We start from the raw sequence: 25,456 nt of genomic DNA, 5'->3' as shown, positions 1-25,456 counted from the left end.
TGTTCACAAACAAATCAAAAATTCTTGGCAAACCACGAGCGCATGCCGTCAAAAACATCCTTGAAGCCTTGCTTTTCCTGGATCTTCTGCCCGCGCTTGCGTTGCGCCTGCGCTTCGAGCAACAAGCCATAGGCGGTTGAAAAGCGTGGGTTTTGAACGACATCGGCCAAGCTGCCGGTATATTTCGGATTACCGAGGCGAACCGGCATATGGAAAATTTCCTCGCCCAGTTCGACCATGCCGGGCATGACGCTGGCGCCGCCGGTCAGCACGATGCCGGACGAAAGCACTTCTTCGAAGCCGGCACGACGCAACTCGTTCTGGATCAATTCGTAGAGCTCCTCGACCCGTGGCTGGATGACATCGGCCAGGGCACGACGGCTCAACTTGCGACTCGGGCGATCATCGACGCCGGCAACCTCCATGTCCTTGGCAGCATCGGACAGTTGAGACAGTGCACAGCCGAACTTGCACTTGATGTCCTCGGCTTCACGGGTCGGCGTACGCAACGCCATGGCAATGTCGTTGGTAATCTGGTCGCCGGCGATAGGGATCACCGAGGTGTGGCGGATGGCGCCCTGCGTCCAGACGGCGATATCGGTGGTACCGCCACCGATATCGATCAGGCAGACGCCGAGATCCTTCTCGTCTTCAGACAGTACGGCAAAGCTGGAGGCCAGCGGCTGCAACACCAGATCATTCACTTCCAGACCGCAACGCCGAACGCACTTGACGATATTCTGGGCGGCCGACACCGCACCGGTCACGATATGCGTCTTCACTTCAAGCCGCATGCCGCTCATGCCGATCGGCTCGCGGATGCCATCCTGGCCGTCGATGACGAATTCCTGCGTCAGGATGTGCAGGATTTCCTGATCGGCCGGAATCGGCATGGCGCGGGCGGTTTCGATGACGCGCTCGACGTCGCTCGGCGTCACTTCCTTGTCCTTGATCGCCACCATGCCGTTCGAGTTGAAGCTTTTGATATGGCTGCCGGCGATGCCCGTGTACACATTGCTCACCTTGCAGTCGGCCATCAGCTCGACTTCCTGAATGACGCGGCTAATGGTGTGCACCGTATCTTCGATGTTCACCACGACGCCCTTCTTCAAGCCGCGCGAATCCTGCGAGCCCATGCCGATCACGTTCAGGTTGCCCTCGTTGTTGATTTCGGCCACCAGCGCGACGATCTTCGACGTACCGATGTCCAACCCGACGACCAGATCCTTGTTGTCCCTGCTCATATTCTTACTTTCCCTTCCCCTCGCCCGCCACTCGCATGGCGAAACCATTCGGATACCGCAAATCCACGACTGCCGGCCGTACCGCCTGTCTGGCGACCGTTTCCGGATAAATCTCGATAAACCGCTGCAGACGCACGCCAACCGGCGCCTTCGTCTGCTCGCGACCGATGTCCACCAACATGCCGTTCTGCAATTTCAATTGCCAAGCCAGACGTGGCGACAAAGTCACCTGCACCGGCGTCTCGCCGACGGTCTTGAAGGCCTGTACAAAATTGCCGTAATGGGTCAACACTTCCTGCGCAGTACCATTGGGCCCGAACAGCAAGGGCAAACCGACGCCCTCCTCTTCCGGCAACTGTGCCGCGAAAACCTCGCCGAAGCTGTTGACCAGCTCGCTGCGCCCCTCGCCCCAGCGCGCCACCGGCTTGTGCTCCTCGATACTGATTTCCAGTTTGTCCGGCCAGATCCGACGCACATCCACTTTGCGCACCCAAGGCAAGGTTTGCAGCGAGGCGCGAACGACATCCAGATTCAGGCTGAAGAAATTGCCCTTCAACGAGGCCGGCAAGACCTGTTCGACTTCGCCCCGACGGGTGTGCGGCAACGCCTCGGCAAACATCACCTGCTTGATCGGCAACGCCGGCACGCGCACCAGCCAGACCGCTCCGGCGGCCAGCAACGCAGCCGCAGCGACCAGTACCAGCAGGTCGGCAAGCGCGTTCAGCAGGTGCGGTTTGTTCCACATTCATCGCCTCAGTCGTTGGCGGCCAGTTCGAGCACGCGCCGCACCAGCGTCGGGTAATCCATGCCATTGACACGGGCCGCCATCGGCACCAGCGAATGGTCGGTCATGCCCGGTGCCGTGTTCACTTCAAGGAAGTAGTAATTGCCTGCTTCATCCATCAGAAAATCGACGCGGCCCCAGCCACGGCCACCCAGCACACGGAAGGCTTCCAGCGCGCCCTTGCGGATTTCCATTTCCTTGGCTTCAGGCAGACCGCAGGGGCACAGGTAACGGGTGTCGTCGCGGTTGTACTTGGCTTCGTAGTCGTACCACTCGGTGGCCGGCTCGATCTTGATGATCGGCATCGCTTCGTCGCCGATGATGCCGACCGTGTACTCGCCACCGAGCACGCCCTTTTCGGCGATGACCAGCGGATCGAGTTGGGCTGCAATTTCGTAGGCGGCCTTCAGCGCGCCGCGTTCCTTGACCTTGGTGATGCCAATCGAAGAACCTTCATGGGCCGGCTTGACGAAGAGCGGCAGGCCGAGTTCTTCCTCAATATCGGCGAAGTCGGAATTGGCGGTGAGCAGCGCGTATTCAGGAATAGCCAGGCCGGCAGCCTGCCACATCAGCTTGGTGCGGAACTTGTCCATGGCCAGCGCCGAGGCGAGCACGCCGGAGCCGGTGTAGGGAATGCGCATGACTTCCAGCGCGCCCTGGATGGTGCCGTCTTCGCCATGGCGGCCGTGCAGCGCGATGAAGGCACGGTCATATCCTTTCAGTGCATCGAGGGGCTGCGATGCCGGGTCGAAGGCATGGGCATCAATGCCCTGCCCTTGCAGCGCCGCAAGCACGCGCGAACCACTGTTGAGGGAAACCTCACGTTCGGCGGAGGTTCCACCAAACAGGACGGCGACTTTGCCAAAATCAGACATGCTTTGCTCCAGACAGCTTTTCATTTTTGGGCATTTTTTCCGGTTGACCGTGGGGCCAGCTCTTGTATCTATGGTCGTGGATGTTCATACCTGCCCCGCCACTTTCCCGGGAACGGCGCCAATCGAGCCGGCCCCCATGCACAACACCACGTCACCATCGCGGGCGACATCCATAATCGTTTGCGGCATATCCGCAATATCCTCGATGAACACCGGCTCCACCTTGCCGGCAACCCGCAGCGCACGCGCCATTGAGCGGCCGTCGGCGGCAACGATGGGGGCCTCGCCGGCGGCATAGATCTCGGCCAGCAACAGCGCATCGACCGTGGACAGGATTTTCACGAAATCCTCGAAACAATCGCGCGTCCGTGTATAGCGGTGCGGCTGGAAGGCAAGGACCAGGCGGCGCCCGGGAAAGGCGCCCCGAGCGGCAGCCAGCGTGGCCGCCATTTCGACCGGGTGATGGCCATAGTCATCGACCAGCGTAAAGGAGCCACCGGCCGGCAGCGCCACTTCGCCGTAACGCTGGAAGCGGCGACCAACGCCCTTGAATTCGGCCAGCGCCTTGACGATGGCGGCATCCGGCACCTGCACTTCGGTCGCCACGGCTATCGCCGCCAGCGCATTCAGTACGTTATGCATGCCCGGCGTGTTGAGCGTGATCGCCAAACGCGACGTCGTGCCATTGACGCGGACACAGTCGAAGCGCATCTGTCCATCGGCGGCCACGACGTTTTCGGCGTAGAAATTGCAATTCGGCGACAGGCCGTAGGTGATGATCTGCTTCGGCACCCGCGGCATGATGGCGCGGACGTTAGCATCGTCACCGCAGAGCACGGCTACACCATAGAACGGCAGGCGATTCAAAAACTCGACGAACGCACTCTTCAGGCGCTCGAAGTCATGTCCGTAGGTTTCCATATGGTCGGCGTCGATATTGGTGACGACCGAAATGACCGGGGACAGGAAGAGGAATGATGCATCGGACTCATCGGCCTCGGCCACCAGAAAATCCCCACTGCCTAGTCGCGCGTTGGCGCCGGCTGCATTCAAACGGCCACCGATAACGAAAGTCGGGTCGATACCGCCTTCGGCCAGAATGCTGGCCACCAAGCTGGTCGTCGTCGTCTTGCCGTGGGTGCCGGCGATGGCGATACCGTGCTTCAGGCGCATCAGCTCAGCCAACATCTGGGCACGCGGCACGACCGGAATATGGCGCTCACGGGCGGCCATCACCTCCGGATTATCTTCCTTGACGGCGGTCGACACGACCACGGCATCCGCCCGTGCAATGTTGTCGGCAGCGTGGCCGATCATGACCTTGACGCCCTCGCCCTCAAGCCGGCGCGTCGTCGCACTGGCTGCGATGTCCGAGCCAGTGACGCCGTAACCGAGGTGGGCCAGCACTTCGGCAATACCGCTCATGCCGGAGCCGCCGACGCCGACGAAATGGATGTTTTTGACTTTATGTTTCATTTACTTCGCGCTCTCCGCACAAATATTGGCCACTTCTGCGGTGGCATCGGGCTTGGCCAGGCTGCGCGCCTTTTCGGCCATTTCCAGCAGTTGCCCGCGGGAATAGTTCCGGATCAGCGCAAGGGCTTCCGGCGTCAAGTCTTCTTGAGGCATCAGGAAGGCACCGCCGACATTGACCAGAAATCTGGCATTGCCTGTCTGGTGGTCATCCACCGCGTACGGAAAAGGCACCAGAATGCTGGCCACGCCGGTGGCAGCCAACTCAGCCACCGTCAGGGCACCGGCACGACAGATGACCAGATCAGCCCACTCGTAGGCGCCGGCCATGTCTTCGATGAACGACACGCAATGTGCCTGAACGCCGACCGCGGCGTAATTGGCCTTGAGCAAATCAATATGCTTTTCACCGGCCTGATGGACGATTTGCGGTTGATCGCTTTCAGCCAGCAGGGCCATGCCCTTGGGCACCATTTCATTCAGCGCATGGGCTCCCAGGCTGCCGCCAATGACGAGAATGCGTAGCGCGCCAGTACGCCCGGCAAAACGCTCGGCCGGCGGGGCTATCTTTGCAATCTCCGGACGCACCGGATTGCCAGCCCAAACCCCTTTTTTGAGCACATCCGGGAAGCCGGTGACGATGCGGTCAGCCACCCCGGCCAGCACACGATTGGCCATTCCGGCGACTGAGTTCTGCTCATGCAGCACCAGCGGCACGCCGGTCAGGGCTGCCATCATGCCACCCGGGAAAGTAATGTAGCCGCCCATGCCCAGCACAACATCCGGCTTGGTCTGGCGAATCGCCTTCAAGCCTTGCCAGAATCCGCGCAACAAGTTCATGGGCAAAAGGAGCTTGCGGATCAGGCCCTTGCCGCGCACTGCGCCAAATTTGACCCAGACCATCTCGAACCTGTGCTGCGGCACCAGGCGAGCCTCCATGCCCTCCGGATTGCCCAGCCAGACAACGCGCCAGCCGGCATCGCGCATTGCGTGAGCAACCGCCAGTGCCGGGAAGATGTGACCACCGGTGCCGCCGGCCATGATCATGATGGTCTTGCTCATAGTTTTCCTCCACGCATCAACTGTCTGTTCTCCCAGTCGACGCGAAGAAGAATCGCCAAAGCGACGCAGTTGGCGAAAACACCGGAGCCGCCGAAGCTCATTAGCGGCAGGGTCAGGCCCTTGGTCGGCAACAAACCCATATTGACGCCCATGTTGATGAAAGACTGAACGCCAAACCAGATGCCCATACCCATGGCGACCAGCGCCGGGTAGAGGCGGTCTAGCTGCACGGCCTGACGACCGATGGCAAAGGCGCGCTGAACAAGCAGCGCAAACAAGGCGATGATCGCCACCACGCCGAAGAAACCGAGTTCTTCGGCCACGACGGCGAGCAGAAAGTCGGTATGGGCTTCCGGCAAATAGAACAGCTTTTCAACGCTGGCACCGAGGCCGACGCCAAACAACTCGCCGCGACCAAAGGCAATTAGCGAATGCGACAATTGGTAACCGCGACCATAAGCATCAGCCCACGGGTCCATGAAACCGAACACCCGGTCACGCCGGTAGGGCGAGACGATGATCATCACCGCAAAGGCAATCAGCAGGCCAACAATCAGCAGCGCGAAGAGGCGGGCTTTCAGACCACCCAGGAAGAGAATCCCCATGGCGATCGAAATGATGACCACAAAAGCACCGAAGTCCGGCTCCTTGAGCAGCAGCATGCCGACGATGGCCATGGCACCGAACATCGGCAGGAAAGCCTGCTTCAGGTCATGCATCACGTTGATCTTGCGCACCGTGTAGTCGGCCGCGTAAAGCACGGCAAACATCTTCATCAGTTCGGATGGCTGCAGATTGGCAAAGCCGAGCGACAGCCAGCGGCGGGCACCATTGACGTCGCGACCGATGCCGGGGATCAGCACGAAGGCCAGCAGCGCGACGCCGATCATGAACAGGTAAGGCGCATTCTTCTGCCAAAGCGACAGCGGCACCTGGAAAGTCACCGCGGCGGCGACCAGGCCGATGCACAGGAATACACCGTGGCGCACCAGGTAGTAGGCTGGCTGATGCCCGGTAAAGCGACCACCTTCGGCAATGGCGATCGAGGCCGAATAGACCATGACCAGCCCGGCAAAGAGCAGGATCAAGATGCTCCAAAGCAGCGCGTAGTCGATCTCGGCGACCTGGCGACGTGGGGAGTCGAGGGCGCCGAGCATCATGATGACAAGCCCCTCACCGCGTCAATGAAAGCCTGGGCGCGGTGAGCGTAGTTGCGATACATGTCGAGGCTGGCGCAGGCTGGCGACAGCAGCACGCAATCACCAGATTGAGCCTGGGCAGCCAGCCAGCAGACGGCAGCCTCCATGTCGCCGACGATGCGCGTCGGTACGCCGCTGCCTTCGAGCGCCATGCCGATGGCGGCGGCATCGCGACCAATCAGCGCCACGGCGCGGCCATGTTTTTCCAGCGCTGGCTTGAGCGGCGAAAAATCCTGTCCCTTGCCGTCGCCGCCGAGAACGATGGCAACCTTGCGGCCCATACCTTCGATGGCGGCCAGCGTGGCGCCGACGTTGGTGCCCTTGGAATCATCGACGTAAAGTACGCCGCCGATGTCGGCGACCGTTTCAACGCGATGCGGCAGGCCAGCGAATGATTTGAGCGGCTCAATCAGGCGGGCCGGCTCGATGCCGATGGCTTCGCACAGGGCCAGCGCGGCCATGGCATTGGCGGCATTGTGCAACCCGGAGAGTTTGAGGTCAGCCAGTGCAACGAGTTTTACCTTGCCACGGCAGATGGCTCCGTCGGCAAAGCCATAATCGACGCCGCGCGGCGCTGCGGTCAGGCCAAACGTCACCATTGCGCGACCGCAACGGCCATTGGCCATCGAGTAATCGTCGTCACGATTGAGCACCATGATGCCCTTGCCCTTGAAGACGCGCGATTTGGCGGCGGCATAGTTGGCCAGACTGCCATCGTAACGATCGAGGTGATCTTCCGACACGTTGAGCACGGTCGCAGCTTCGGCATTCAGGTGGTGTGTCGTTTCGAGCTGGAAGCTGGACAGTTCGACCACCCAGACTTGCGGCAAAGTGCCGGCGTCCTGCGCATCCATCAGGGCATCGAGGGCGGACGGTGAAATGTTGCCACAGGCGATGGCCGGCACGCCGGCGCCATTCAGAATGTGCGCGGTCAGCGCCGTGGTCGTCGTCTTGCCATTGCTGCCGGTGATTGCGATGATCTTCGAACCCGGTACCTGCTCACGAACACCGGCGGCAAAAAATTCGATTTCCGACACAATTTTCCGGTCGACCGCAGTAATCACCGGCGTTGCCTTGGGTACCCCCGGTGACAGTGCCACGAGGTCGGCACTGGCAAACGGTGCCTCGGTAAACGGCCCAGCGATCAGTTCGGCACCCGGTGCGACACGTTGCAGGGCATCAACATTCGGCGGGTTGTCGCGCGAATCGGCGACACCAACCAGCGCGCCCTGGCGATGCAGCCACTTGGCCATCGCCAGTCCGGACTCACCAAGTCCGACCACCAGAACGCGTTTCCCCTGAAGTTCCATGTCTTAGCGCAACTTCAACGAAGAAAGCCCGACCAGCACGAGCATGATGGTGATGATCCAGAAGCGGACGACGACCTGCGTCTCCTTCCAGCCGGTTTGTTCAAAATGGTGATGTAGCGGCGCCATGCGCAGAATGCGACGGCCCTCGCCGAATTTCTTCTTGGTGTATTTGAAGTAGCCGACCTGGAGCATGACCGACAGCGTTTCGACGACGAAGACGCCGCCCATGATCAGCAGCACGATTTCCTGACGCAGGATGACCGCCACCGTACCCAGCGCAGCGCCGAGCGAGAGCGCACCGACGTCGCCCATGAAGACTTCGGCCGGATAGGCGTTGAACCACAGGAAGCCGAGACCCGCACCGGCAATGGCGCCGAGCAGGATGCACAACTCGCCAGCACCCGGCACGTGCGGGATAAACAGGTACTTGGCCAGCACAACGTGGCCGGTGACGTAGGCAAAAATCGCAAAGGCCGCTGCGATCATCACGGTCGGCATGATGGCCAGGCCATCGAGACCATCCGTCAGGTTCACCGCGTTGCTGGTGCCGACAATCACGAAGTAGGTCAGCGTGATGAAGCCGACAATGCCCAGCGGGTAGGCGATGGTCTTGAAGAAAGGAACAATCAGTTCGGTCTGCGCACCGGACTTGGCCGAGAAGGCGAGGAACAGGGCGGCGCCAAGGCCGAGCACGGATTGCCACAGGTATTTCCAGCCGGCCGACAGCCCCTTGGGGTCGCGATAGACCACCTTCTTCCAGTCGTCGTACCAGCCGACGATGCCGAAACCGAGCGTCACGATTAGCACGGTCCACACGTATTTGTTGGTCAAGTCGCCCCACAGAAGGGTCGTGATACCAATGGAAATCAGGATCAGCACGCCACCCATGGTCGGCGTGCCCGATTTGATCAAGTGCGTTTGCGGCCCGTCGCTACGCACCGCCTGACCAATCTTCTTGGCAGCCAGCCAGCGAATGACGCTGGGGCCGGCGGCAAACGAAATGAGCAGCGCAGTCATCGTCGCCAGCACCGTGCGCAGCGTGATGTAGTTGAAGACGTTGAAGAAACGAACGTCCTGGGCGAGCCATTGGGCAAGAGCCAGCAGCATCAGTTTTTCTCCTCGACGCTGGCTGGTGCCGCAAGGGCATCCACCACACGTTCCATTTTCATAAAGCGGGAGCCCTTCACCAGAACGGTGGTATCCGGCCCCAATTCCTTGTCGACCGCAGCGATCAGTTTTTCGATGTTGCAGTAATGCTTGGCACCTTCACCAAAGTTGCGCACCGCTTGCTGCGCGGCATCGCCAAAAGCGAACAGCCGATCAATGCCCTGGCTCTTGGCATAGCCACCGACTTCGTCATGAAACTGACCGCTCGCTTCGCCGATTTCACCCATGTCGCCAAGGACCATCAATTTGCGCCCGATCGTTGCGGCCAGCACATCGATACCGGCACGAACCGAGTCCGGATTGGCGTTATAGGTATCGTCGAGAATTTCCGCACCCTTGTTGCCGGCACGGCGCTGCAAGCGCCCTTTGACGCCGGAAAACGCCTCCAGCCCAGCAGCGACGTCGGCCATCGTTACGCCAGCAGCAAGACAGGCGGCGGCCGCAGCGACGGCATTGCGCGCATTGTGACGACCTGGAATATGCAAGGTAATTGCCGCGGCGCCCTCGGCGGCCGACAATTCAATGGCGATTTCGAGACCATGCTGACGAACGGCACCGCGTACATCGGCAGCATGATCGATACCGAAAGTCCGCACGGCATGCACACCGGCCATGCCCCGCCAGAAGTCCGCATAGGTGTCGTCGGCATTGATGATGGCCACACCATTCGGCAGCAAGCCACCAAAAATACTGCCTTTTTCGCGCGCCACTTCTTCCAGATCACCCATGCCTTCGAGGTGGGCACGCTGGGCGTTGGTGACCAGCGCCACCGTCGGCGAACCGATCTGTGCCAGATAGGCGATTTCGCCAGGATGGTTCATGCCCATTTCGATGACAGCGGCGCGATGCGTTGGGCGCAGGCCGAGCAGCGTCAGAGGCAGGCCAATGTCGTTGTTCAGGTTGCCGCGAGTAGACAGTACGGAGGTGCCGAAGGCGACCTTGAGGATAGCTGCAACCATTTCCTTGGTCGTCGTCTTGCCGTTGGAACCGGTCACCGCAATCACCGGCAGCGAGAAGCGAGCCCGCCAGGCAGCAGCCAGGCGACCTAGCGCCAGACGGGTATCGTCACCAACCACAACGGCCGAACATCCTGCCGGCAGCTTGCTCTCGTCTGAAACCAGCAGCGCGGTGGCGCCAGCGGTGATGGCCTGGTCAAGAAAATCATGCGCATCAAAACGTTCGCCGCTGAGGGCGATAAATAATTGCCCATCGGCCACAGTGCGTGTATCGGTCGACACGCCGGTCACTTCGACGTCATTGCCGATCAGTCGACCTTGTGTCGCGTCAGCGACTTGCGAAAGCAGCCACTTCATGCCGCAAACTCCTTGTTTTCCGGACGACGCAAAGCGAGGGCGGCGCCGGCCTGCTCGACATCCGAAAACGGGTAACGAACGCCGGAAATTTCCTGATAGGACTCATGACCCTTGCCGGCAAGCAGGATCACGTCATGCTCGTCAGCTTCGACGACTGCACGACGAATGGCAGCCGCCCGATCCATCTCCACATCGGCGCGCGTCATGCCGGCAACGATGGCATCGACAATGGCTGCCGGCTGTTCGCTGCGCGGGTTGTCGCTGGTGACAATGGCGCGGTCGGCCAGACGCTCGGCCGCCTGGCCCATCTGCGGGCGCTTGCCCGGATCGCGGTCGCCACCACAACCAAAAACAACACTCAAACGACCGCCGCGCGAGGCAGCCACGGCACGCAGCGCAGCCAAGGCATTCTCCAGCGCATCCGGCGTGTGGGCATAGTCGACCACGACCAGAGGCTCACCATTGCCGCCGACCCGCTCCATGCGTCCCGGCGGTGGCGTCAGTTCGGACAGACGATTCGCCACGTCAACGGCCGGCAAGCCGGCATCGTGCAGCACGCCAGCCACGGCCAGCAGATTGGAAATATTGTAGCGACCGACCAACGCCGTATCGACGGTCGCCCGACCATTCGGCAGCACCAGACTAAAGCGCTGGCCGAACGGGGTATCGACCAGATTCTCGGCGCGAATCAGCGCCGGAAAATCTCGTCGCTGCTCGCCGATGCAATAGCCAAGGACGCGCATCGCCGTGGTATCGCGGAGCAACTGGCTACCAAATTCGTCATCCAGATTGATGATCGCGGTACGCAGGCGCGGCCAGAGGAAGAGCTTTCTCTTGGCTTCGGCATAGGACTCCATCGTGCCGTGGTAGTCGAGATGGTCACGCGTAAAGTTGGTGAACACGGCAACATCGACGCGCGCGCCGTTCATCCGTCCCTCTTCGATGCCGATCGAACTAGCCTCCAGCGCACAGGCAGCAGCCTTGGCGGCGCGGAAGCCAGCCAGATAGCGCATCAGCGTCGTTGCTTCAGGCGTCGTGAAGCCGGTTTCAACCAGCGCATCGGGAAAGCCGGCGCCCAAAGTGCCGATAATGGCGCAAGGCTTGGGATAGGCGCTGGCAATGCACTGACTGATTGTCGTCTTGCCGTTGGTACCGGTAATGGCGATCAGCGACAAGCCTTCGCTCGGATAACCATACACAGCATGCGCCAGGGGGCCGGCCAGCGGACGCAGCGACTCCACCGGCAGGTTTGCCACGGTCAACGGGAAATTTTGACCAAAATCGAAATTTTCACCCGGCTGCCAGAGCACAGCGATAGCGCCACGTTCCAGCGCATCACCGATAAAGCGACGGCCGTCGGCCAGATCACCCGGATAGGCCAGAAAAATATCACCCGGCAACACTTGGCGGCTGTCATCGGCAACGCCGGTGGCTTGAATACCCATGGTTTCCAGGTGATTCAGAATTTCGCGCGGCGATGTCACAGCTTCCCCTTTCCGGCAGAAGCAGTCTCAGCCACCTGCAGCGGCGCATCCGGCGGCACACCCAGCGTCCGCAAGGCGCCGCCGACGATCTGCGAAAAAGCCGGACCGGCCACATCGCCACCGTAGTGGGCGCCGCCGGAGGGTTCGTCGATCATGACGGCGACGATCAGACGCGGTTCACTGATCGGGGCGACGCCGACAAATGAAGCAACATATTTGCGGGCATATACCCCACCCTCGACCTTGTAGGCCGTACCCGTCTTGCCGCCCACGCGATAGCCGGCCACGCGCGCCTTGGGTGCCGTCCCTTCCGGCTGGACAGCCATCTCAAGCATTGCTCGCACCTCCCGGATGGTCTCCGGCGAAAAGACGCGAACGCCGTGCGGCGCGGCATCGTCAATCTTGATCAGCGACAGGGGCATCAATTCGCCGTCATGGGCAAAAACCGTATAAGCGCGAGCCAACTGCATCAGGCTGACCGCAATGCCATGACCGTAAGACATCGTCGCCTGCTCGATCGGTCGCCAGCTTTTCCACGGACGCAGACGGCCATTCACTTCACCGGGGAACCCAAGATTCGGCGCCTGGCCAAAGCCGACGCTGTCAAACATTTCCCACATTTCCTTCGGCGAAAAGCCGAGGGCGATCTTGGCGGTGCCGACGTTCGAGGATTTCTGGATGACCTCGGCCACGGTCAGCGCGCCATGCGGATGGGCATCGGAAATCGTCGCGCTGCCAATGGTCATCCGACCCGGGGCGCAGTTGATGACTGTATCAAAACGGACCTTTCCTCTTTCCAGCGCCAGCGCCGCGGTAAACGGCTTCATCACCGACCCCGGCTCAAAAGTATCGGTGATGGCACGGTTGCGCAATTGCGCGCCGGAAAGCCCCTGGCGGTTATTCGGGTTGTAGGTTGGCCAATTGGCCAGGGCCAGAATTTCACCAGTCCGCGCGTCGACAACAATGGCGCCGCCAGCCTTGGCCTTGTTCGCCTCGACTGCCAATTTGAGCTGACTGAAAGCCAGGTATTGGATCTTGGAGTCGAGCGCCAGATGAACATCCTTACCATCCCGCGGTGGCTTGGTGGCGCCAACATCCTCGACAATGCTGCCGCGCCGGTCACGAATCACGGTACGACTGCCCGGATGACCAAACAAGCTGTTCTGGAAGGCCAACTCGACGCCCTCCAGACCTTTGTCATCCACGCCGGTGAAACCCACGATGTGCGCTGTCATGTCGCCGGTTGGATAGAAACGGCGATATTCTTTTTCCTGGTGAATCCCGGGAAACTTCATGGCCGCAATCCGGTCCGCACTTTCCGGTGAAACCTGGCGCTTGACGAACGTAAACGTCTTGTCGGAGGCCAGCTTGCCATCAAGTTCGCGCACACTCTGGTCCAGCAAGGCAGCCAGCTGGCGCTTCTGCTCGGCACTCATCGTCCGCGCATCACCCGGAATCGCCCATATCGTCTTCATCGGCGTGGATACTGCCAACATGTCACCGTTGCGGTCGACGATCTTGCCGCGCGACGCAGAAATCTCGATGTCGCGCAGATAACGCGAATCACCCTTTTGCTGCAGAAAGTCGTTATTGATCACCTGCAGATAAAAGCTCCGGCCAACCAACGCAAGGAAGGCCGCCATCAATAACAACCCGACGGTGCGCGAGCGCCAGCCCTGCAAAGCAAGCTGAAGCAAGGGGCTTTCGGTGAAGCGATGCCCACGCTGCGGGCGGCGACGAACGACCATCAGCGCACCCCCTTGTGTACCGCGGCAGCACCCACCGACGCACGAACGGTCGAGTCCGGCGTCAGCATATGCAAACGCTCGCGGGCAATTTTTTCAATACGGGGATGATTCGCCCAAGTAGACATCTCAAGCTGCAGTTGCCCGTACTCGACATCCAGCTGACGCGCCCGCTCCTGCTCGGCTTCCAGCCCCTGAAACAACTTCCGCGCGCGATGCTGCGAGGTCACCACGCCGAGCGCGCAAATCACCACAACCATAAGGAGGATCACGTTGAAACGGAGCATTACAACTTCTCTGCCACGCGCATCACTGCGCTGCGTGCGCGCGGATTCGCCGCAATTTCCGCTGCTGACGGCTTAAGCATCTTGCCAATCAGGCGCAGCTTCGGCTTCGGCAACTGATCTGCACGCAAAGGCAAGCCCTTGGGCAAATCATCTGCAGCAGATTGCGTACGCATGAAATTCTTGACGATTCTATCTTCCAGCGAATGGAAGGAAATCACCACCAGTCGGCCACCCGGCTTCAGCAAGTCGAGCGCCTGCGGCAGCGCTACCTCCAGCTGGCGGAGTTCTTGATTGATATGAATCCGTAGAGCTTGAAAGCTGCGCGTCGCCGGGTCCTGCCCTGGCTCACGGGTGCGCACGGCCTCGCGTACGATGGCCGCGAACTGACCTGTTGTGACAATTGGTTGTTCGCCCCGAGCAGCCACAACCTTCTTTGCAATCTGGAAAGCAAACCGTTCTTCGCCATAGTTTCTAATGACCTCCGTTATGTCTCTTATTTCGGCCTGCGCCAGCCACTCGGCCGCCGTCTCGCCCTGCGTCGTATCCATACGCATGTCAAGCGGCGCGTCGTAGCGAAAGCTGAAGCCGCGCCCCCAGTCATCGATTTGCGGCGACGACACCCCTACATCAAACAAAACCCCATCCACCGATCCAACACCCGCCTCCGCAGCCGCCTCAGCAAGCTCACCAAACGCGCGATGCACCAACAAAAAACGGGAGTCATGCAGCTCCGCCCCAGCCACAATGGCCTGCGGATCACGGTCGAGCGCTACCAAGCAGCCCTTTTCACCGAGATTGGCAAGAATTCGGCGGCTATGGCCACCCCGCCCGAAGGTGGCATCCATGTAAATGCCATCGGCTTGAATCGCCAGAGCACCCACCGCCTCCTCGAGCAGCACCGTCACATGGGCGGCACCACCGGTCACAGAACAAGGTCTCCGAAGCCCGGGGGAAGATCGCCAGACAGCGCCTCCGCAGCCAGATCGTTTTGCTGCTTCCAGCCAGCCTCACTCCATATCTCGAAGTGCGTTCCCATGCCAACCAGATAGACCGTCTTTTGGAATTGAGCGTATTCACGAAGCTCGGGTGCAATCAGGATACGCCCAGCAGAATCCGGCTCTTCAGTACGTGCATTACCCACCAGAACTCGCTTGATCGACGCAGCACGCGGATCGAGGCTTGACGCCTTCAGGATCTGATCCCGAATGGGCTGCCAGGCAGGTGAAGGATAGAGAAGCAGGCAACGATGCGGATGCGCAGTCAACACCAAACCACCCTCAGCCGCGGCGAGCAGGGACTCGCGGTGTCTTGCCGGTATGGCAAGCCGCCCCTTCGCATCCAGACTGAGTGCAGCTGCGCCCTCAAACATTCCTCTCCACCCCCGTTTACCCACTTTTAGACACGTTTTCCCACTTTAGAACAACAAGTGCTTAGCGTCAATAGAGAAATTCCGATTTTTTCTTATGCAACAAGGACTTACGGACGATTTATTCACTAATTTTTGACGAGTTTTTCCCTTAAAAATCAATGCAAGAACATTGAAACTTAAAGTGACTTGTAAGGAGTGGGGAAAACAGAAGGGAATTCGGCAGCACGCATGCCGACGTGGTAACGACAGCTATCGCCAAGCACCGACTGGCGCCGGCGGATCAGCCGATAAATACGGCGACCTGGTTACGGCCTTCGTGCTTGGCGCGATAGAGCGCCTGATCGGCACACCGGGTCAGGTCGTCCGGTGTCTTGCCATGCTCAGGATAGGCGGCAACCCCAAGGGAAATGGTAAAAGTAATGTTGAAATCGCCCATCGTGACTGACAATTCCTCAACAGCGCTCCGCCATACCTCGGCACGCTGAATGGCAGCGCCCAGCGGCATATTGGGCAAGAGGATGAGAAATTCCTCGCCACCATAACGACAGGCAACATCTTCCGCACGAATATTGGCGAGCAATATCGACGCCAGCATTTTCAAAGCCTGATCGCCCACTTGGTGACCATAGGTATCGTTCACCCGCTTGAAATGGTCAATATCCAGCATGACCAACGATAGGGGAATACCCTCTCTGCGTGCTCGGGAAACCTCGCGCTCCAGCGTTTCATCCAGATAACGCCGGTTATACAGCCCGGTCAAACTATCGCGCACAGCCAACTCCTGAAGCGCAACCTGCAGGCGACCGATTTCTTCGATGCGGGCATACAGCTGTCGATTCGTCTCATGGAGCGCGGCCTCAGCAGCCTTCCTTTCACTCACATTGCGGGTGATCCCGAGTATCGTGTGCGCCACACCGTCAGCGTTCAGCAGATAGGTCGAAACAATCTCAGTCGAGATCACCTGCCCGTTTTTGCAGATTTGCTCCAGCTCATTAACCAGAACATTGGCCGTTTTGTCGCCTGCTGCAATTCTTCGCAGACGCTGATCAACATCTCGCGCAATGCGAGCGGCGGATTCCGGGGTCAAGCGCGAATCCAGCACTTGCCCAACCACCTCCTCCGGCTGATATCCACACATACCAACAATCGAAGGGCTGACGTAGGTATAGCAGCGAGTAGCTATATCGAGGGTCCAGATGACATCGTGACTATTCTCCGCCAACATTCGATAGCGGGCTTCGCTCTCCGCCAGCTTGGCCGCTGTCACCCGCTCGTCCTTTTCTGCACGGAGCAGGCGAACGAGCACCAAAGAAAGCGACAGGAACAGCAGCAGTGCAGACATACCCGCCATCGCCAGCGTTTTCCGCCATTCGGCAAGATAGTCCGCAGTCGCCAGCCCAGCCGCCACATAAAGAGGGAACTCCTCGATACGCTGAAAGGCGTAAATACGTTCGATGCCATCGATGGTCGCCCGAAAACGAATTGTTCCCTGCCGTTCTCCTGACTCCAATCGCATATGCAATGGATTGTTCGTCACCGCATGATTGACCAAGTCCGGCCTTAAGGGTCGGCGAAAAATCAAGCGCGCATCATCAGTCCGCCGCAGGGCAATAACGCCATTCGGCCCAACATTGGTGGTTTCAAAGGCTTGCTCAAGATGAGCAATATCCAGCAACGCAACGATAGCCCCCTGCAAACCACCCTGAGCATCTCGCACAGCAATAGAAACAGGTAACAGTGATCGTCCGGAGCGCCTTTCAATCTCCACTTGGCCAAAATACAGTGAGTGGCTCGCGCTTTCTGAAAGCGCAGATAAATACGAGCGGTCATCAACACTCGCCGTATCTAGCACAGGACTAGAGGCATAGAGGAAAGCACCTGTCGCATCCATGACACGAAAGCCAGCAAGCTCAGGAAAATACCCTCCGTAAAGCGCCAGCTCGCCCACAACCGCCTCACCATATTGTCCAACCATCCCACGCTTGAACGCAGCTCGCGGAAGCGTTGCCACCAAATGATTTAGGTCGCCTTGAACTCGCCGAATCGTTGCAGCCAGCCTTGCCTCAAGCATCCGGGAAATACCAAGCGCCTCGGACTGCGCTGTTCGTTCGGCCTCACGCCGCCCCTCGTTCAGTAGAAAGGCCAGCAAAATCGCCACGCCCAGCCAAGTCAAAGCAAAAAAGAGGACGAGCCGAACACGCGGCGCAAAAACACGAGCAATCCGCTGGCTGGACGAATTACCCATTACAGCATCATATTTTCATGGATTGGAAAGTAGAGATACTGGCGCCGAGGGAAGCGTCCAGCATCATCTGTCTTACCGGACTTGATTCAGCTTTTGCTCGATGCGAGCCAAAGGCACGGCACCAGGAACACGCTCACCATCGGCAAAAAATATAGTCGGCGTCCCTGTAATGTTCAATTTACGGCCAAATTCCTGATTCTTTGTGACAGCACTGACATCACAATCTTCGCGACCAGATGGCGTCTTGGCATCTACCATCCAGTCAGACCATGCCTTGGCGCGATCGGAAGAACACCATATTTGCTTTGACTTATGAACCGAGTCCTCTGAAAGGATCGGCAACAAAAAAGTATATATTGTCACGTTATCCAGCTTTTGCAGCTCCTTGGCCAGACGCTTGCAATAACCGCAGTTGGGGTCTTCGAAAGTCGCCATGACGCGCTTGCCATCGCCACGTACCTGCTTGATGGCACGATCCAGCGGCAATTCGTTGAATTTGATCGCCGTCAGCTTTCTCATTCGTTCGTCGGTAACGTTTTTCATCGTTTTGGCATCGATGAGCTGACCGCCAACCAGAATCGCCGTCATTTTTTCATCAGTATAGAAAATATTGCCATCGGCATAGACTTCATAGAGCCCCAGATAGCCGGACTTGTTCACACTTTCAACCTTGGTGCCAAGCTTCGATTCCATTGATTTCCGGATATCAGCTTCATCCGCCACTGCATTCAGACAAAACGCCGCCAGCAGGGTGAGGGGTAATAATTTCTTCAACACGCGATTCTCCTATAGGACGCCGAGAGCATATCGCACCAAGGCATTTTTCATTAACGGTATACGGTTGCCGAGACTCAGCCCTAGGTTGCGCATCGGGCGCAAGCCCGGCGAAGACGCCCTGAACAAACGACGAAGTGTATCGGTCGTCGTCTGCATCAAGAATGTTTCCTCACGACGCGCGCGCTGATACCGCTGCAAAAAACTTAATTGACCGATATCGTGCCACGGCTTTGTGGCACCTAATTGACTCGCGAGCGCCATTGCATCCTGAAAACCAAGATTAATCCCATGCCCCGAAAGCGGGTGGATTCCATGTGCCGCATCACCAACCAGCGCCAAACGAGGCGCCACAGTCTGTGGAACACGAATGAGCCGCAAAGGAAAGGCAGCGGGGGCGGTAATCAACTCAAGTTGCCCAAGCGCAAAATCTCCAGCTTCGGCAACTCGATGACACAGCGCGCCAGAAGCAAGCGAACACAACTCATCGGCGTTGGCATCTGGCGTAGCCCACACAATGGAAATGCGGTTATCAGGCAACGGTAGATAGGCAAGAACACCATCATCCCTGAACCACTGAAAAGCTGTGTTGTTATGAGGCTTCTCGGCTGAAAAATTGGCGACCACGCCATTTTCACCGTAAGGCGTAGTGATCGACGTCAGGCCAGCAGCCTCTCGCACCCATGAGTCCCTTCCGTCGGCTCCAACCAGCAGCCTAGCCGACAAAACCACGCCATCAGTCAACTGGAGGACAGCAGCATCCTGGCGGAACTCCAGCGACTCTGGCCTAGCCGGGCAAAAAAGCGTGAAGTTACTCTGGCGCTTGGCACTCTCCCAGAATTCACAAGCCATTTGCGAGGATTCAAGAATCCAGCCCAGCTCCGAAACGCCGGTCTCAAATGCGGAAAAATCCAGTTGGCCGGTGCCATCACCATAAATCTGCATCGCGCGAATTGGCGCCATGCGTGATACGTCCAGATGCCTCCAGGCTCCGATTGACTCGAGAAAGCTCGCATTGGCTGGGCTAATTGCGTAAACGCGAGCATCCCAGCCGTCTGGACGACGTGGGGGCTGATTCTCGACCAGGGCGATACGAAGCGGCGTGTCTCGCAACGCAAGCGCCAAACTGGCGCCAGCTAGCCCGCCACCAACGATGATTAGATCAAACTGCTGCATGACGGCAATTATGCCGCTTCAGGAGAATGAAACAAGCAAATCAGGCAGGCGTACCGCCACCACCGGATTGACCACCTCCGGATTGCGGCTTGTTTTGACGTGGGCGGCGATTGTTATTCGTGCGAGGGCGATTTTTCTTTTGCTGCTGGCCAATGCCACCGCCAGCATTGCCACCACTCGACTTGCCGTGCGACATGACATTGTTGCGTCCGGGATTCCCGCCAAGCGGCTCATTGCTCGACATTCGGTTTCCGGGAGCAAGCTGGATTTCCAGCTCGATGATTTCGTCCCACTGCTCATCCGTTCGATCACGCTCGGGGATTGAAAGCAATTCACGCAGGCGTCGACGGTTATCCGGCGGCTGAACGACAGCAACTGGATTCTCAGGCGGATTTTCTGGATTCGGATTGTTCATTGCAACTTAAAAAAAGCGGAGCTTATCAAGGACAAACCCCGCATTCGATAACACCGGATTACTTCTTGGCAGCGGTCTTCTTGGCAGCGGTCTTCTTGGCAGCGACCGAAGCCTTGAAAGCCGTACCAGCAGTAAATTTCGGAACGGTAGTGGCAGGAATCTTCAGCGTAGCACCTGTCTTCGGATTCTTGCCGGTGCGCGCTGCGCGCTGCGCGGACTTGAAGGTACCAAAACCAACGAGAGTAACAGACTCTCCCTGGGTTACGGTCTTTACTACCGCTCCGATAATGGCGGACAGCGCCTTGTCGGCAGCGGCCTTGGTAATACCAGCTTCTTTTGCAGCAACTTCGACCAGCTCGGATTTATTCATCTAAGTGCCTCCTGTTACCCACTAATAGTTTAAGAAAACTGGCCGTTGGAACGGCAGCTCAGTAAAAGTAGCATACCTTTTTGAATAAGTCTTGGCCGAAAAGCGCCTATTTGCAAGCCATCGGGTGAATATTTGTAATTTCTGCACACGCAACAGGCCGGACAGTCAATACAATGACGAACCCGGCGTAGCGCCGGGTTCGTCGTCATACCGTCAACCTAGGTTACTTGCTGGCGGGCTTCGTCTCTTCTGTGGCTGGCTCAGCCGGTTTTTCACCATGAGAAATTGCAACGGCACCATCATTCTGCTTGCCAATATGCTGATCGATCGCTGGTAGCTGATGGGCAATTCCCTTGTGACAATCAATACATGTCTTGCCATCGATGAATGCCTGCGGATGCATGCGTGCGGCACGATTACCCTGCTCCGTGTAATCCATGTAATCGTAGCGATGGCAATTGCGGCACTCCTGAGAGTCATTTGCCTTCATGCGCCGCCACTCGTTCTGCGCCAGCTGCGGACGTTTGGCATTGAATTTCGCTGGCGTATCGATTGTCCCCAAAATCTTGTGCAGCACTTCATTGGAAGCCTGGATCTTGCGAATAATCTTGGGCACCCATTCCTTAGGTACGTGGCAATCCGGACAGGTGGCACGCACCCCGGTGCGGTTCGTGTAGTGGATCGTGTTTTGGTATTCACGGAAGACGTTCTCCTCCATTTCATGACACGAAATGCAGAACGCCTCTTTGTTGGTGGATTCCAGCGCCCAGTTGAAGCCCCCCCAGAAAACGACACCAGCGACAAACAGGCCCAATACAGTGACCAACCCGATACGCTTGACCCATGCGGGCGTGAATTTATCCAGACTCATCATTCCCCCCTCTTGGCGGCCGGCTTATAGGTATTGGCGACGAGCGGCTTTGCGTCGAATTGCGGCACATGGCACTGCATGCAGAAATAGCGGCGCGGAGAAATATTCGCCTGCTTCTTGTCTTCGCGGTCCAGATAGTGCGACTTTGCTACCTTGGTTGCACCGGTTTCTTCGGCACGATCCTTGGCATGACAATCCATGCACTTATTGAAGTTCTGGGTAATGTTGTAACCCTTGATACTGTGAGGAATCAAGGGCGGCTGTTTTTGAAAATTACGCGGAATGACCGTTTGCTCCTTTTCGGGCCGGAACATATCGACTTTCGAGGTGCCTTCGATCGACTCCACGCCGATCTCATTTACTCGAAACTCCTGCGCGGCAACGCCGCCAACTCCCCCGACGAACATGCCGGCGGCCAAGGCCAAGGCAGTGATCAATCTCATATTCATTTCCTCCGATGAACGGCCGGAGACTCACCACCGGCCGCTTTTTCGCTTATTTATTTTGTCGTCGGCCCCTGCGCCAACGATTGTTCCCATGATGGCATCAGGCTCGAGTAACCTTGACTGCGCACTTTTTGTAGTCCGTTTCCTTGGAAATCGGGCAGGTTGCATCCAGTGTCAACTTATTGACCAGACGACTGGCGTCGAAGAAGGGGATGAAAACCAGCCCACGTGGCGGCTTGTTGCGACCACGTGTCTCAACACGCAATTTGATTTCACCACGCCGCGACGCAACCTTGACTTCCATGCCGCGCTGCAGACCACGCGCCTTGGCATCGTCCGGATGCATGAAAACGACAGCATCAGGGAAGGCCTTGTACAGCTCGGGAACACGGCGGGTCATCGAGCCGGTATGCCAGTGCTCAAGGACGCGGCCAGTGGACAACCACATATCGAATTCCTTGTCCGGCGACTCAGCAGGCGGCTGATAGGGCAGCGCAAAAATGACCGCCTTGCCATCCTTGTGGCCGTAGAACTTAACGCCCTCACCTTTCTTGACGTAGGGGTCATAGCCCTCGCGGAAGCGCCATAGTGTTTCCTTGCCGCCAACCACCGGCCAGCGCAATCCGCGAGCCTGATGGTAGGAATCGAACGGTGCCAGATCATGGCCATGGCCGCGACCAAAGGAGGCGTACTCCTCGAACAGCCCCTTCTGAATGTAGAAGCCCAGCAGCTTCGAGTCTTCGTTGTCGAAGCCGGCCGCCGTTTCATTCAGCTTGTACTTGTTGACCACGCCATTGGCGTAGAGCACATCAAACAGGGTCTTGCCCTTCAGCTTCGGCGCCTTGGCAACCAGTTCGGCTGGCCACACATCCTCAACCTTGAAGCGCTTGGAAAACTCCATGAGCTGCCACAGGTCGGAACGTGCCTCGCCCGGCGCCTTGACTTGCTGGCGCCAGAACTGGGTACGCCGCTCGGCATTGCCATAGGCGCCCTCCTTCTCGACCCACATAGCCGTCGGCAGGATCAGGTCGGCCGCCATCGCCGAAACTGTCGGATACGGGTCGGAGACAACGATGAAATTCTCCGGCTTGCGCCAACCAGGATAGAGTTCTTCGTTGATGTTCGGACCGGCCTGCATGTTGTTGTTGCACTGCTGCCAGTAGAAATTGACCTTACCATCCTTCAGGGCGCGCGCCATGGCGACAGCGTGGAAACCCACCTTGTCGGGAATCGTGCCTTCCGGTAGCCCCCACAACTCTTCTGAATGCTTGCGGTGATCCGGATTGGTCACCACCATATCCGCCGGCAGGCGGTGCGAGAAGGTGCCAACTTCACGTGCTGTCCCACAAGCAGATGGCTGGCCAGTCAGCGAGAACGGGCTGTTGCCCGGCTCGGAAATTTTGCCGGTCAGCAAGTGAATGTTGTAACAGAGGTTATTCGCCCAGGTCCCACGGGTATGCTGGTTGAAGCCCATGGTCCAGAACGACACGACCTTGATCTTCGGATCTGCGTAAAGCTCAGCGAGCTCATTGAGTTTCACCACCGGGACGCCGGAGAGCTTGGAAACCTTCTCGGCGGTGTATTCGGCGACAAATTTTTTGTATTCGTCGAAGGTAATGCCTTCTGATTTGCCGGTATCGCCCTTTGGCTTGCCGTCGGCGCCCGGATAACCGTTGCTGGTCGCATCTTTTTCAAGGGCATGGGTCGGACGCAGGCCGTAACCGATGTCGGTCGCACTCTTCTTGAAATTGACATTCCGGTCGACAAAAGCCTGGTTCACTTTGCCGTTCTGGATAATGTAATTTGCGATGAAATTGAGAATTGCCAAATCCGTCTGCGGCGTGAAGATCATCGGGAGGTCGGCCAGCTCGTAGGAGCGGTGCTCGAAAGTCGAGAGTACAGCCACCCTGACGCCCTTGTTGGAAAGCTTGCGGTCGGTGACGCGCGTCCACAGGATAGGGTGCATCTCGGCCATGTTCGAGCCCCACAGCACGAAGGCGTCGGCATGCTCGATGTCGTCATAGCAGCCCATCGGCTCGTCGATACCAAAGGTGCGCATGAAGCCGGCAACCGCCGACGCCATGCAGTGACGGGCATTGGGGTCGAGATTATTGGTACGGAAGCCAGCCTTCATCAGCTTTGCGGCCGCGTAGCCTTCCCAGACCGTCCACTGGCCCGAGCCGAACATGGCAAGACCATTTGGCCCCTTGGCCTTCAGCGTGGCCTTGACCTTCTCTTCCATGATATCGAAGGCCTGCTTCCAAGAGATCGGCGTGAACTCACCATTCTTATCGAACTTACCATCCTTCATGCGCAACAGCGGCGTCTTCAGGCGATCCGCACCGTACATGATCTTGGACAGGAAGTAGCCCTTGATGCAGTTCAGGCCGCGATTAACTGGCGCATCCGGGTCGCCCTGAGTGGCCACAACGCGTCCTTCTTGCGTCCCGACCAGAACACCACAGCCGGTGCCACAAAAACGACAGGCCGCCTTGTCCCAGCGAATTTCGTCCTTGCCTTGCGCCACGGCTGCCGTCGGTGCTGCGGTCAAGCCTGCTGCAGAAATCGCCGCCGCTGCTGCGTTGGCCTTGATGAAATCCCGTCGATTGAGCTTCACGCCTCTACCTCCTCGGTATCTACTGATTCGTCGTCGCTATATTGATAAACCATGGCCACCGATGCGACGCCGGGTACACCATGCAGGGCCACGTATTTGTCTGCAGCCGAATTGACGTTGTCGTCCTCCAGGGTCACGACAACCTTTCCTTCAGGGCTTCGCGCATGAATTTCCACGCCGCCCAATTGAAGAAGTGCCTTACAGGCCTCGTCGAGGCGCTCTGGCGCTATGTACAAAATGGCACTGGATATGTTCATCCGGCCAGTCTCCTAAAGGATCGGCAGCCCAATGCCGCCATGGGAGTCATGATCCCGATCCTGGCGAATATTCAATTGATTTGTATCAATTACATACCGCCGGATGGCGCAAACCACTCCCAACGGCCGAGCAGCACCTAATACTTTAGGACTACCCCGCCCGCAACGCCGACCCAAGCCAGCATAGCCACACCCTATCGCCCATATACCTTCAATCAATTGGCACGATGGACAACCATTCCCTAATATGGCGTTGTGTTCAATTTCCAACACCCACTCAGGAGAAACCAATGTCCCTCATCAATACCCAGGTTCAACCGTTCAAAGTCCAGGCTTTCCACAATGGCAAGTTCATCGAAGTCACCGAAGCCAGCCTGAAGGGCAAGTGGTCTGTGATGATCTTCATGCCGGCTGCCTTCACCTTCAACTGCCCGACTGAAATTGAAGATGCCGCCAACAACTACGCCGAATTTCAGAAGGCTGGCGCCGAGGTTTACATCGTCACCACCGACACCCATTTCTCGCACAAGGTCTGGCACGAAACCTCGCCAGCCGTCGGCAAGGCCCAGTTCCCGCTGATTGGCGACCCGACCCACCAACTGACGCGCGCCTTCGACGTGCATATCGATGCAGAAGGCCTGGCCCTGCGTGGCACCTTCGTGATCAACCCGGACGGCATGATCAAGACCGTTGAAGTGCACTCCAACGAAATCGCCCGTGACGTCTCCGAAACCCTGCGCAAGCTGCAGGCCGCCCAATACACCGCCGCCCATCCGAACGAAGTCTGCCCGGCCAAGTGGCACGAAGGTGATGCCACGCTGGCCCCGTCGCTCGATCTGGTCGGCAAGATCTAAGGCCACGCAAACGATGCCGCTCCCGATCCCGGGAGCGGTTTCCAGAAATTTGGATTTCAGCGGTTTTTTCCGGTTGACCGTGGCAGACACGTCGCCCGCCAAAAACCAGTGCAATTCAG

At 58.3% G+C, this 25,456-nt stretch carries 25 protein-coding genes; 3 read left to right on the top strand and 22 right to left on the bottom strand.

Going from position 1 to position 25,456, the window contains the following annotated elements:
* Positions 1-14: 14 nt before the first annotated feature.
* From ftsA to IPJ12_14905, 17 genes are all read right to left on the bottom strand, one after another.
* Complete coding sequence (gene ftsA / locus IPJ12_14985; GenBank protein ID MBK7648411.1) at positions 15-1,244, bottom strand: cell division protein FtsA; 1,230 nt, start codon at positions 1,242-1,244, stop codon at positions 15-17.
* A gap of 4 nt (positions 1,245-1,248) precedes the next feature.
* Positions 1,249-1,989 (bottom strand): cell division protein FtsQ/DivIB, encoded by a 741-nt coding sequence (locus IPJ12_14980; GenBank protein MBK7648410.1) that lies wholly within the window; start codon positions 1,987-1,989, stop codon positions 1,249-1,251.
* Positions 1,990-1,997: 8 nt separating this feature from the next.
* Positions 1,998-2,903, bottom strand: a complete 906-nt coding sequence (locus IPJ12_14975) for a D-alanine--D-alanine ligase (protein MBK7648409.1) — start codon at positions 2,901-2,903, stop codon at positions 1,998-2,000.
* Positions 2,904-2,987: 84 nt separating this feature from the next.
* Positions 2,988-4,379, bottom strand: coding sequence for a UDP-N-acetylmuramate--L-alanine ligase (locus IPJ12_14970; protein ID MBK7648408.1), 1,392 nt, complete (start codon positions 4,377-4,379; stop codon positions 2,988-2,990).
* On the bottom strand, positions 4,380-5,438 hold the full coding sequence (gene murG, locus IPJ12_14965) for an undecaprenyldiphospho-muramoylpentapeptide beta-N-acetylglucosaminyltransferase (protein ID MBK7648407.1): 1,059 nt from the start codon (positions 5,436-5,438) through the stop codon (positions 4,380-4,382).
* Positions 5,435-6,598, bottom strand: a complete 1,164-nt coding sequence (ftsW, locus tag IPJ12_14960) for a putative lipid II flippase FtsW (GenBank protein MBK7648406.1) — start codon at positions 6,596-6,598, stop codon at positions 5,435-5,437. Before ftsW ends, murG begins: the two co-directional genes overlap by 4 nt.
* A complete protein-coding gene (gene murD, locus IPJ12_14955) occupies positions 6,595-7,947 on the bottom strand; it encodes a UDP-N-acetylmuramoyl-L-alanine--D-glutamate ligase (protein ID MBK7648405.1) in 1,353 nt (450 codons plus the stop codon). The genes ftsW and murD overlap by 4 nt, the downstream gene beginning before the upstream one ends.
* 3 nt (positions 7,948-7,950) lie before the next feature.
* The gene (locus IPJ12_14950; protein MBK7648404.1) at positions 7,951-9,054 is read right to left on the bottom strand and encodes a phospho-N-acetylmuramoyl-pentapeptide-transferase; all 1,104 of its coding nucleotides are present in this window, start codon (positions 9,052-9,054) and stop codon (positions 7,951-7,953) included.
* Positions 9,054-10,427: a UDP-N-acetylmuramoyl-tripeptide--D-alanyl-D-alanine ligase gene (locus IPJ12_14945; protein ID MBK7648403.1), complete on the bottom strand. Its 1,374-nt coding sequence runs from the start codon at positions 10,425-10,427 to the stop codon at positions 9,054-9,056. The genes IPJ12_14950 and IPJ12_14945 overlap by 1 nt, the downstream gene beginning before the upstream one ends.
* Positions 10,424-11,911, bottom strand: coding sequence for a UDP-N-acetylmuramoyl-L-alanyl-D-glutamate--2,6-diaminopimelate ligase (locus tag IPJ12_14940; protein ID MBK7648402.1), 1,488 nt, complete (start codon positions 11,909-11,911; stop codon positions 10,424-10,426). Before IPJ12_14940 ends, IPJ12_14945 begins: the two co-directional genes overlap by 4 nt.
* Complete coding sequence (locus tag IPJ12_14935) at positions 11,908-13,659, bottom strand: penicillin-binding protein 2 (protein MBK7648401.1); 1,752 nt, start codon at positions 13,657-13,659, stop codon at positions 11,908-11,910. The genes IPJ12_14940 and IPJ12_14935 overlap by 4 nt, the downstream gene beginning before the upstream one ends.
* The gene (gene ftsL / locus IPJ12_14930) at positions 13,659-13,943 is read right to left on the bottom strand and encodes a cell division protein FtsL (protein ID MBK7648400.1); all 285 of its coding nucleotides are present in this window, start codon (positions 13,941-13,943) and stop codon (positions 13,659-13,661) included. Before ftsL ends, IPJ12_14935 begins: the two co-directional genes overlap by 1 nt.
* Complete coding sequence (gene rsmH / locus IPJ12_14925; protein MBK7648399.1) at positions 13,943-14,869, bottom strand: 16S rRNA (cytosine(1402)-N(4))-methyltransferase RsmH; 927 nt, start codon at positions 14,867-14,869, stop codon at positions 13,943-13,945. Before rsmH ends, ftsL begins: the two co-directional genes overlap by 1 nt.
* Positions 14,866-15,312, bottom strand: coding sequence for a division/cell wall cluster transcriptional repressor MraZ (gene mraZ / locus IPJ12_14920; GenBank protein ID MBK7648398.1), 447 nt, complete (start codon positions 15,310-15,312; stop codon positions 14,866-14,868). The genes rsmH and mraZ overlap by 4 nt, the downstream gene beginning before the upstream one ends.
* Positions 15,313-15,592: 280 nt before the next feature.
* The gene (locus IPJ12_14915) at positions 15,593-17,470 is read right to left on the bottom strand and encodes a diguanylate cyclase (GenBank protein MBK7648397.1); all 1,878 of its coding nucleotides are present in this window, start codon (positions 17,468-17,470) and stop codon (positions 15,593-15,595) included.
* Positions 17,471-17,629: 159 nt separating this feature from the next.
* Complete coding sequence (locus IPJ12_14910; protein MBK7648396.1) at positions 17,630-18,334, bottom strand: DsbC family protein; 705 nt, start codon at positions 18,332-18,334, stop codon at positions 17,630-17,632.
* 9 nt (positions 18,335-18,343) lie between these two features.
* Positions 18,344-19,507 (bottom strand): UbiH/UbiF family hydroxylase, encoded by a 1,164-nt coding sequence (locus IPJ12_14905; protein MBK7648395.1) that lies wholly within the window; start codon positions 19,505-19,507, stop codon positions 18,344-18,346.
* Here IPJ12_14905 and IPJ12_14900 point away from each other — a divergent pair.
* Positions 19,506-19,832, top strand: coding sequence for a hypothetical protein (locus tag IPJ12_14900; GenBank protein MBK7648394.1), 327 nt, complete (start codon positions 19,506-19,508; stop codon positions 19,830-19,832). The two genes, IPJ12_14905 and IPJ12_14900, sit on opposite strands and share 2 nt — an antisense overlap.
* A 148-nt stretch (positions 19,833-19,980) precedes the next feature.
* Here the strand turns inward: IPJ12_14900 and IPJ12_14895 are convergent, their stop codons facing one another.
* The 5 genes from IPJ12_14895 to IPJ12_14875 all read right to left on the bottom strand — a co-directional run bounded on the left by IPJ12_14895 (position 19,981) and on the right by IPJ12_14875 (position 24,483).
* Positions 19,981-20,292, bottom strand: coding sequence for an HU family DNA-binding protein (locus tag IPJ12_14895; protein MBK7648393.1), 312 nt, complete (start codon positions 20,290-20,292; stop codon positions 19,981-19,983).
* Between the two features lie 223 nt (positions 20,293-20,515).
* On the bottom strand, positions 20,516-21,163 hold the full coding sequence (locus tag IPJ12_14890; protein ID MBK7648392.1) for a NapC/NirT family cytochrome c: 648 nt from the start codon (positions 21,161-21,163) through the stop codon (positions 20,516-20,518).
* On the bottom strand, positions 21,163-21,606 hold the full coding sequence (locus tag IPJ12_14885; GenBank protein MBK7648391.1) for a nitrate reductase cytochrome c-type subunit: 444 nt from the start codon (positions 21,604-21,606) through the stop codon (positions 21,163-21,165). Before IPJ12_14885 ends, IPJ12_14890 begins: the two co-directional genes overlap by 1 nt.
* 103 nt (positions 21,607-21,709) lie before the next feature.
* Positions 21,710-24,226 carry a nitrate reductase catalytic subunit NapA gene (napA, locus tag IPJ12_14880; GenBank protein ID MBK7648390.1) on the bottom strand — a complete coding sequence of 839 codons (2,517 nt, stop codon included), beginning with the start codon at positions 24,224-24,226 and terminating at the stop codon, positions 21,710-21,712.
* A complete protein-coding gene (locus tag IPJ12_14875; protein MBK7648389.1) occupies positions 24,223-24,483 on the bottom strand; it encodes a chaperone NapD in 261 nt (86 codons plus the stop codon). Before IPJ12_14875 ends, napA begins: the two co-directional genes overlap by 4 nt.
* Here IPJ12_14875 and IPJ12_14870 point away from each other — a divergent pair.
* Together IPJ12_14870 and ahpC are read left to right on the top strand one after the other, a co-directional pair.
* Positions 24,391-24,624: a hypothetical protein gene (locus IPJ12_14870; protein ID MBK7648388.1), complete on the top strand. Its 234-nt coding sequence runs from the start codon at positions 24,391-24,393 to the stop codon at positions 24,622-24,624. The two genes, IPJ12_14875 and IPJ12_14870, sit on opposite strands and share 93 nt — an antisense overlap.
* A gap of 149 nt (positions 24,625-24,773) precedes the next feature.
* Positions 24,774-25,337, top strand: coding sequence for a peroxiredoxin (gene ahpC / locus IPJ12_14865; GenBank protein ID MBK7648387.1), 564 nt, complete (start codon positions 24,774-24,776; stop codon positions 25,335-25,337).
* The last annotated feature ends 119 nt before the right edge of the window (positions 25,338-25,456 follow it).

It is taken from the genome of Betaproteobacteria bacterium, assembly GCA_016709965.1.
GTDB lineage: Bacteria > Pseudomonadota > Gammaproteobacteria > Burkholderiales > Rhodocyclaceae > Azonexus > Azonexus amarohabitans.
Note: the sequence above shows the minus strand (reverse complement) of the source record. Positions and strands in the feature narration are given on the sequence as shown.

What these genes read in the sequence shown, in the direction of transcription:
- IPJ12_14890 (MBK7648392.1), bottom strand. Translation starts at nt 21,163, where the DNA reads ATGAGTCTGGATAAATTCACGCCCGCATGGGTCAAGCGTATCGGGTTG.
- IPJ12_14975 (MBK7648409.1), bottom strand. Translation starts at nt 2,903, where the DNA reads ATGTCTGATTTTGGCAAAGTCGCCGTCCTGTTTGGTGGAACCTCCGCC.
- IPJ12_14895 (MBK7648393.1), bottom strand. Translation starts at nt 20,292, where the DNA reads ATGAATAAATCCGAGCTGGTCGAAGTTGCTGCAAAAGAAGCTGGTATT.
- IPJ12_14945 (MBK7648403.1), bottom strand. Translation starts at nt 10,427, where the DNA reads ATGAAGTGGCTGCTTTCGCAAGTCGCTGACGCGACACAAGGTCGACTG.
- IPJ12_14875 (MBK7648389.1), bottom strand. Translation starts at nt 24,483, where the DNA reads ATGAACATATCCAGTGCCATTTTGTACATAGCGCCAGAGCGCCTCGAC.
- ahpC (MBK7648387.1), top strand. Translation starts at nt 24,774, where the DNA reads ATGTCCCTCATCAATACCCAGGTTCAACCGTTCAAAGTCCAGGCTTTC.
- IPJ12_14905 (MBK7648395.1), bottom strand. Translation starts at nt 19,507, where the DNA reads ATGCAGCAGTTTGATCTAATCATCGTTGGTGGCGGGCTAGCTGGCGCC.
- IPJ12_14950 (MBK7648404.1), bottom strand. Translation starts at nt 9,054, where the DNA reads ATGCTGCTGGCTCTTGCCCAATGGCTCGCCCAGGACGTTCGTTTCTTC.
- IPJ12_14885 (MBK7648391.1), bottom strand. Translation starts at nt 21,606, where the DNA reads ATGAGATTGATCACTGCCTTGGCCTTGGCCGCCGGCATGTTCGTCGGG.
- IPJ12_14870 (MBK7648388.1), top strand. Translation starts at nt 24,391, where the DNA reads ATGAATTTCCACGCCGCCCAATTGAAGAAGTGCCTTACAGGCCTCGTC.
- IPJ12_14935 (MBK7648401.1), bottom strand. Translation starts at nt 13,659, where the DNA reads ATGGTCGTTCGTCGCCGCCCGCAGCGTGGGCATCGCTTCACCGAAAGC.
- ftsW (MBK7648406.1), bottom strand. Translation starts at nt 6,598, where the DNA reads ATGATGCTCGGCGCCCTCGACTCCCCACGTCGCCAGGTCGCCGAGATC.
- ftsA (MBK7648411.1), bottom strand. Translation starts at nt 1,244, where the DNA reads ATGAGCAGGGACAACAAGGATCTGGTCGTCGGGTTGGACATCGGTACG.
- murG (MBK7648407.1), bottom strand. Translation starts at nt 5,438, where the DNA reads ATGAGCAAGACCATCATGATCATGGCCGGCGGCACCGGTGGTCACATC.
- mraZ (MBK7648398.1), bottom strand. Translation starts at nt 15,312, where the DNA reads ATGTTTGAGGGCGCAGCTGCACTCAGTCTGGATGCGAAGGGGCGGCTT.
- ftsL (MBK7648400.1), bottom strand. Translation starts at nt 13,943, where the DNA reads ATGCTCCGTTTCAACGTGATCCTCCTTATGGTTGTGGTGATTTGCGCG.
- IPJ12_14970 (MBK7648408.1), bottom strand. Translation starts at nt 4,379, where the DNA reads ATGAAACATAAAGTCAAAAACATCCATTTCGTCGGCGTCGGCGGCTCC.
- IPJ12_14980 (MBK7648410.1), bottom strand. Translation starts at nt 1,989, where the DNA reads ATGTGGAACAAACCGCACCTGCTGAACGCGCTTGCCGACCTGCTGGTA.
- IPJ12_14900 (MBK7648394.1), top strand. Translation starts at nt 19,506, where the DNA reads ATGACGGCAATTATGCCGCTTCAGGAGAATGAAACAAGCAAATCAGGC.
- murD (MBK7648405.1), bottom strand. Translation starts at nt 7,947, where the DNA reads ATGGAACTTCAGGGGAAACGCGTTCTGGTGGTCGGACTTGGTGAGTCC.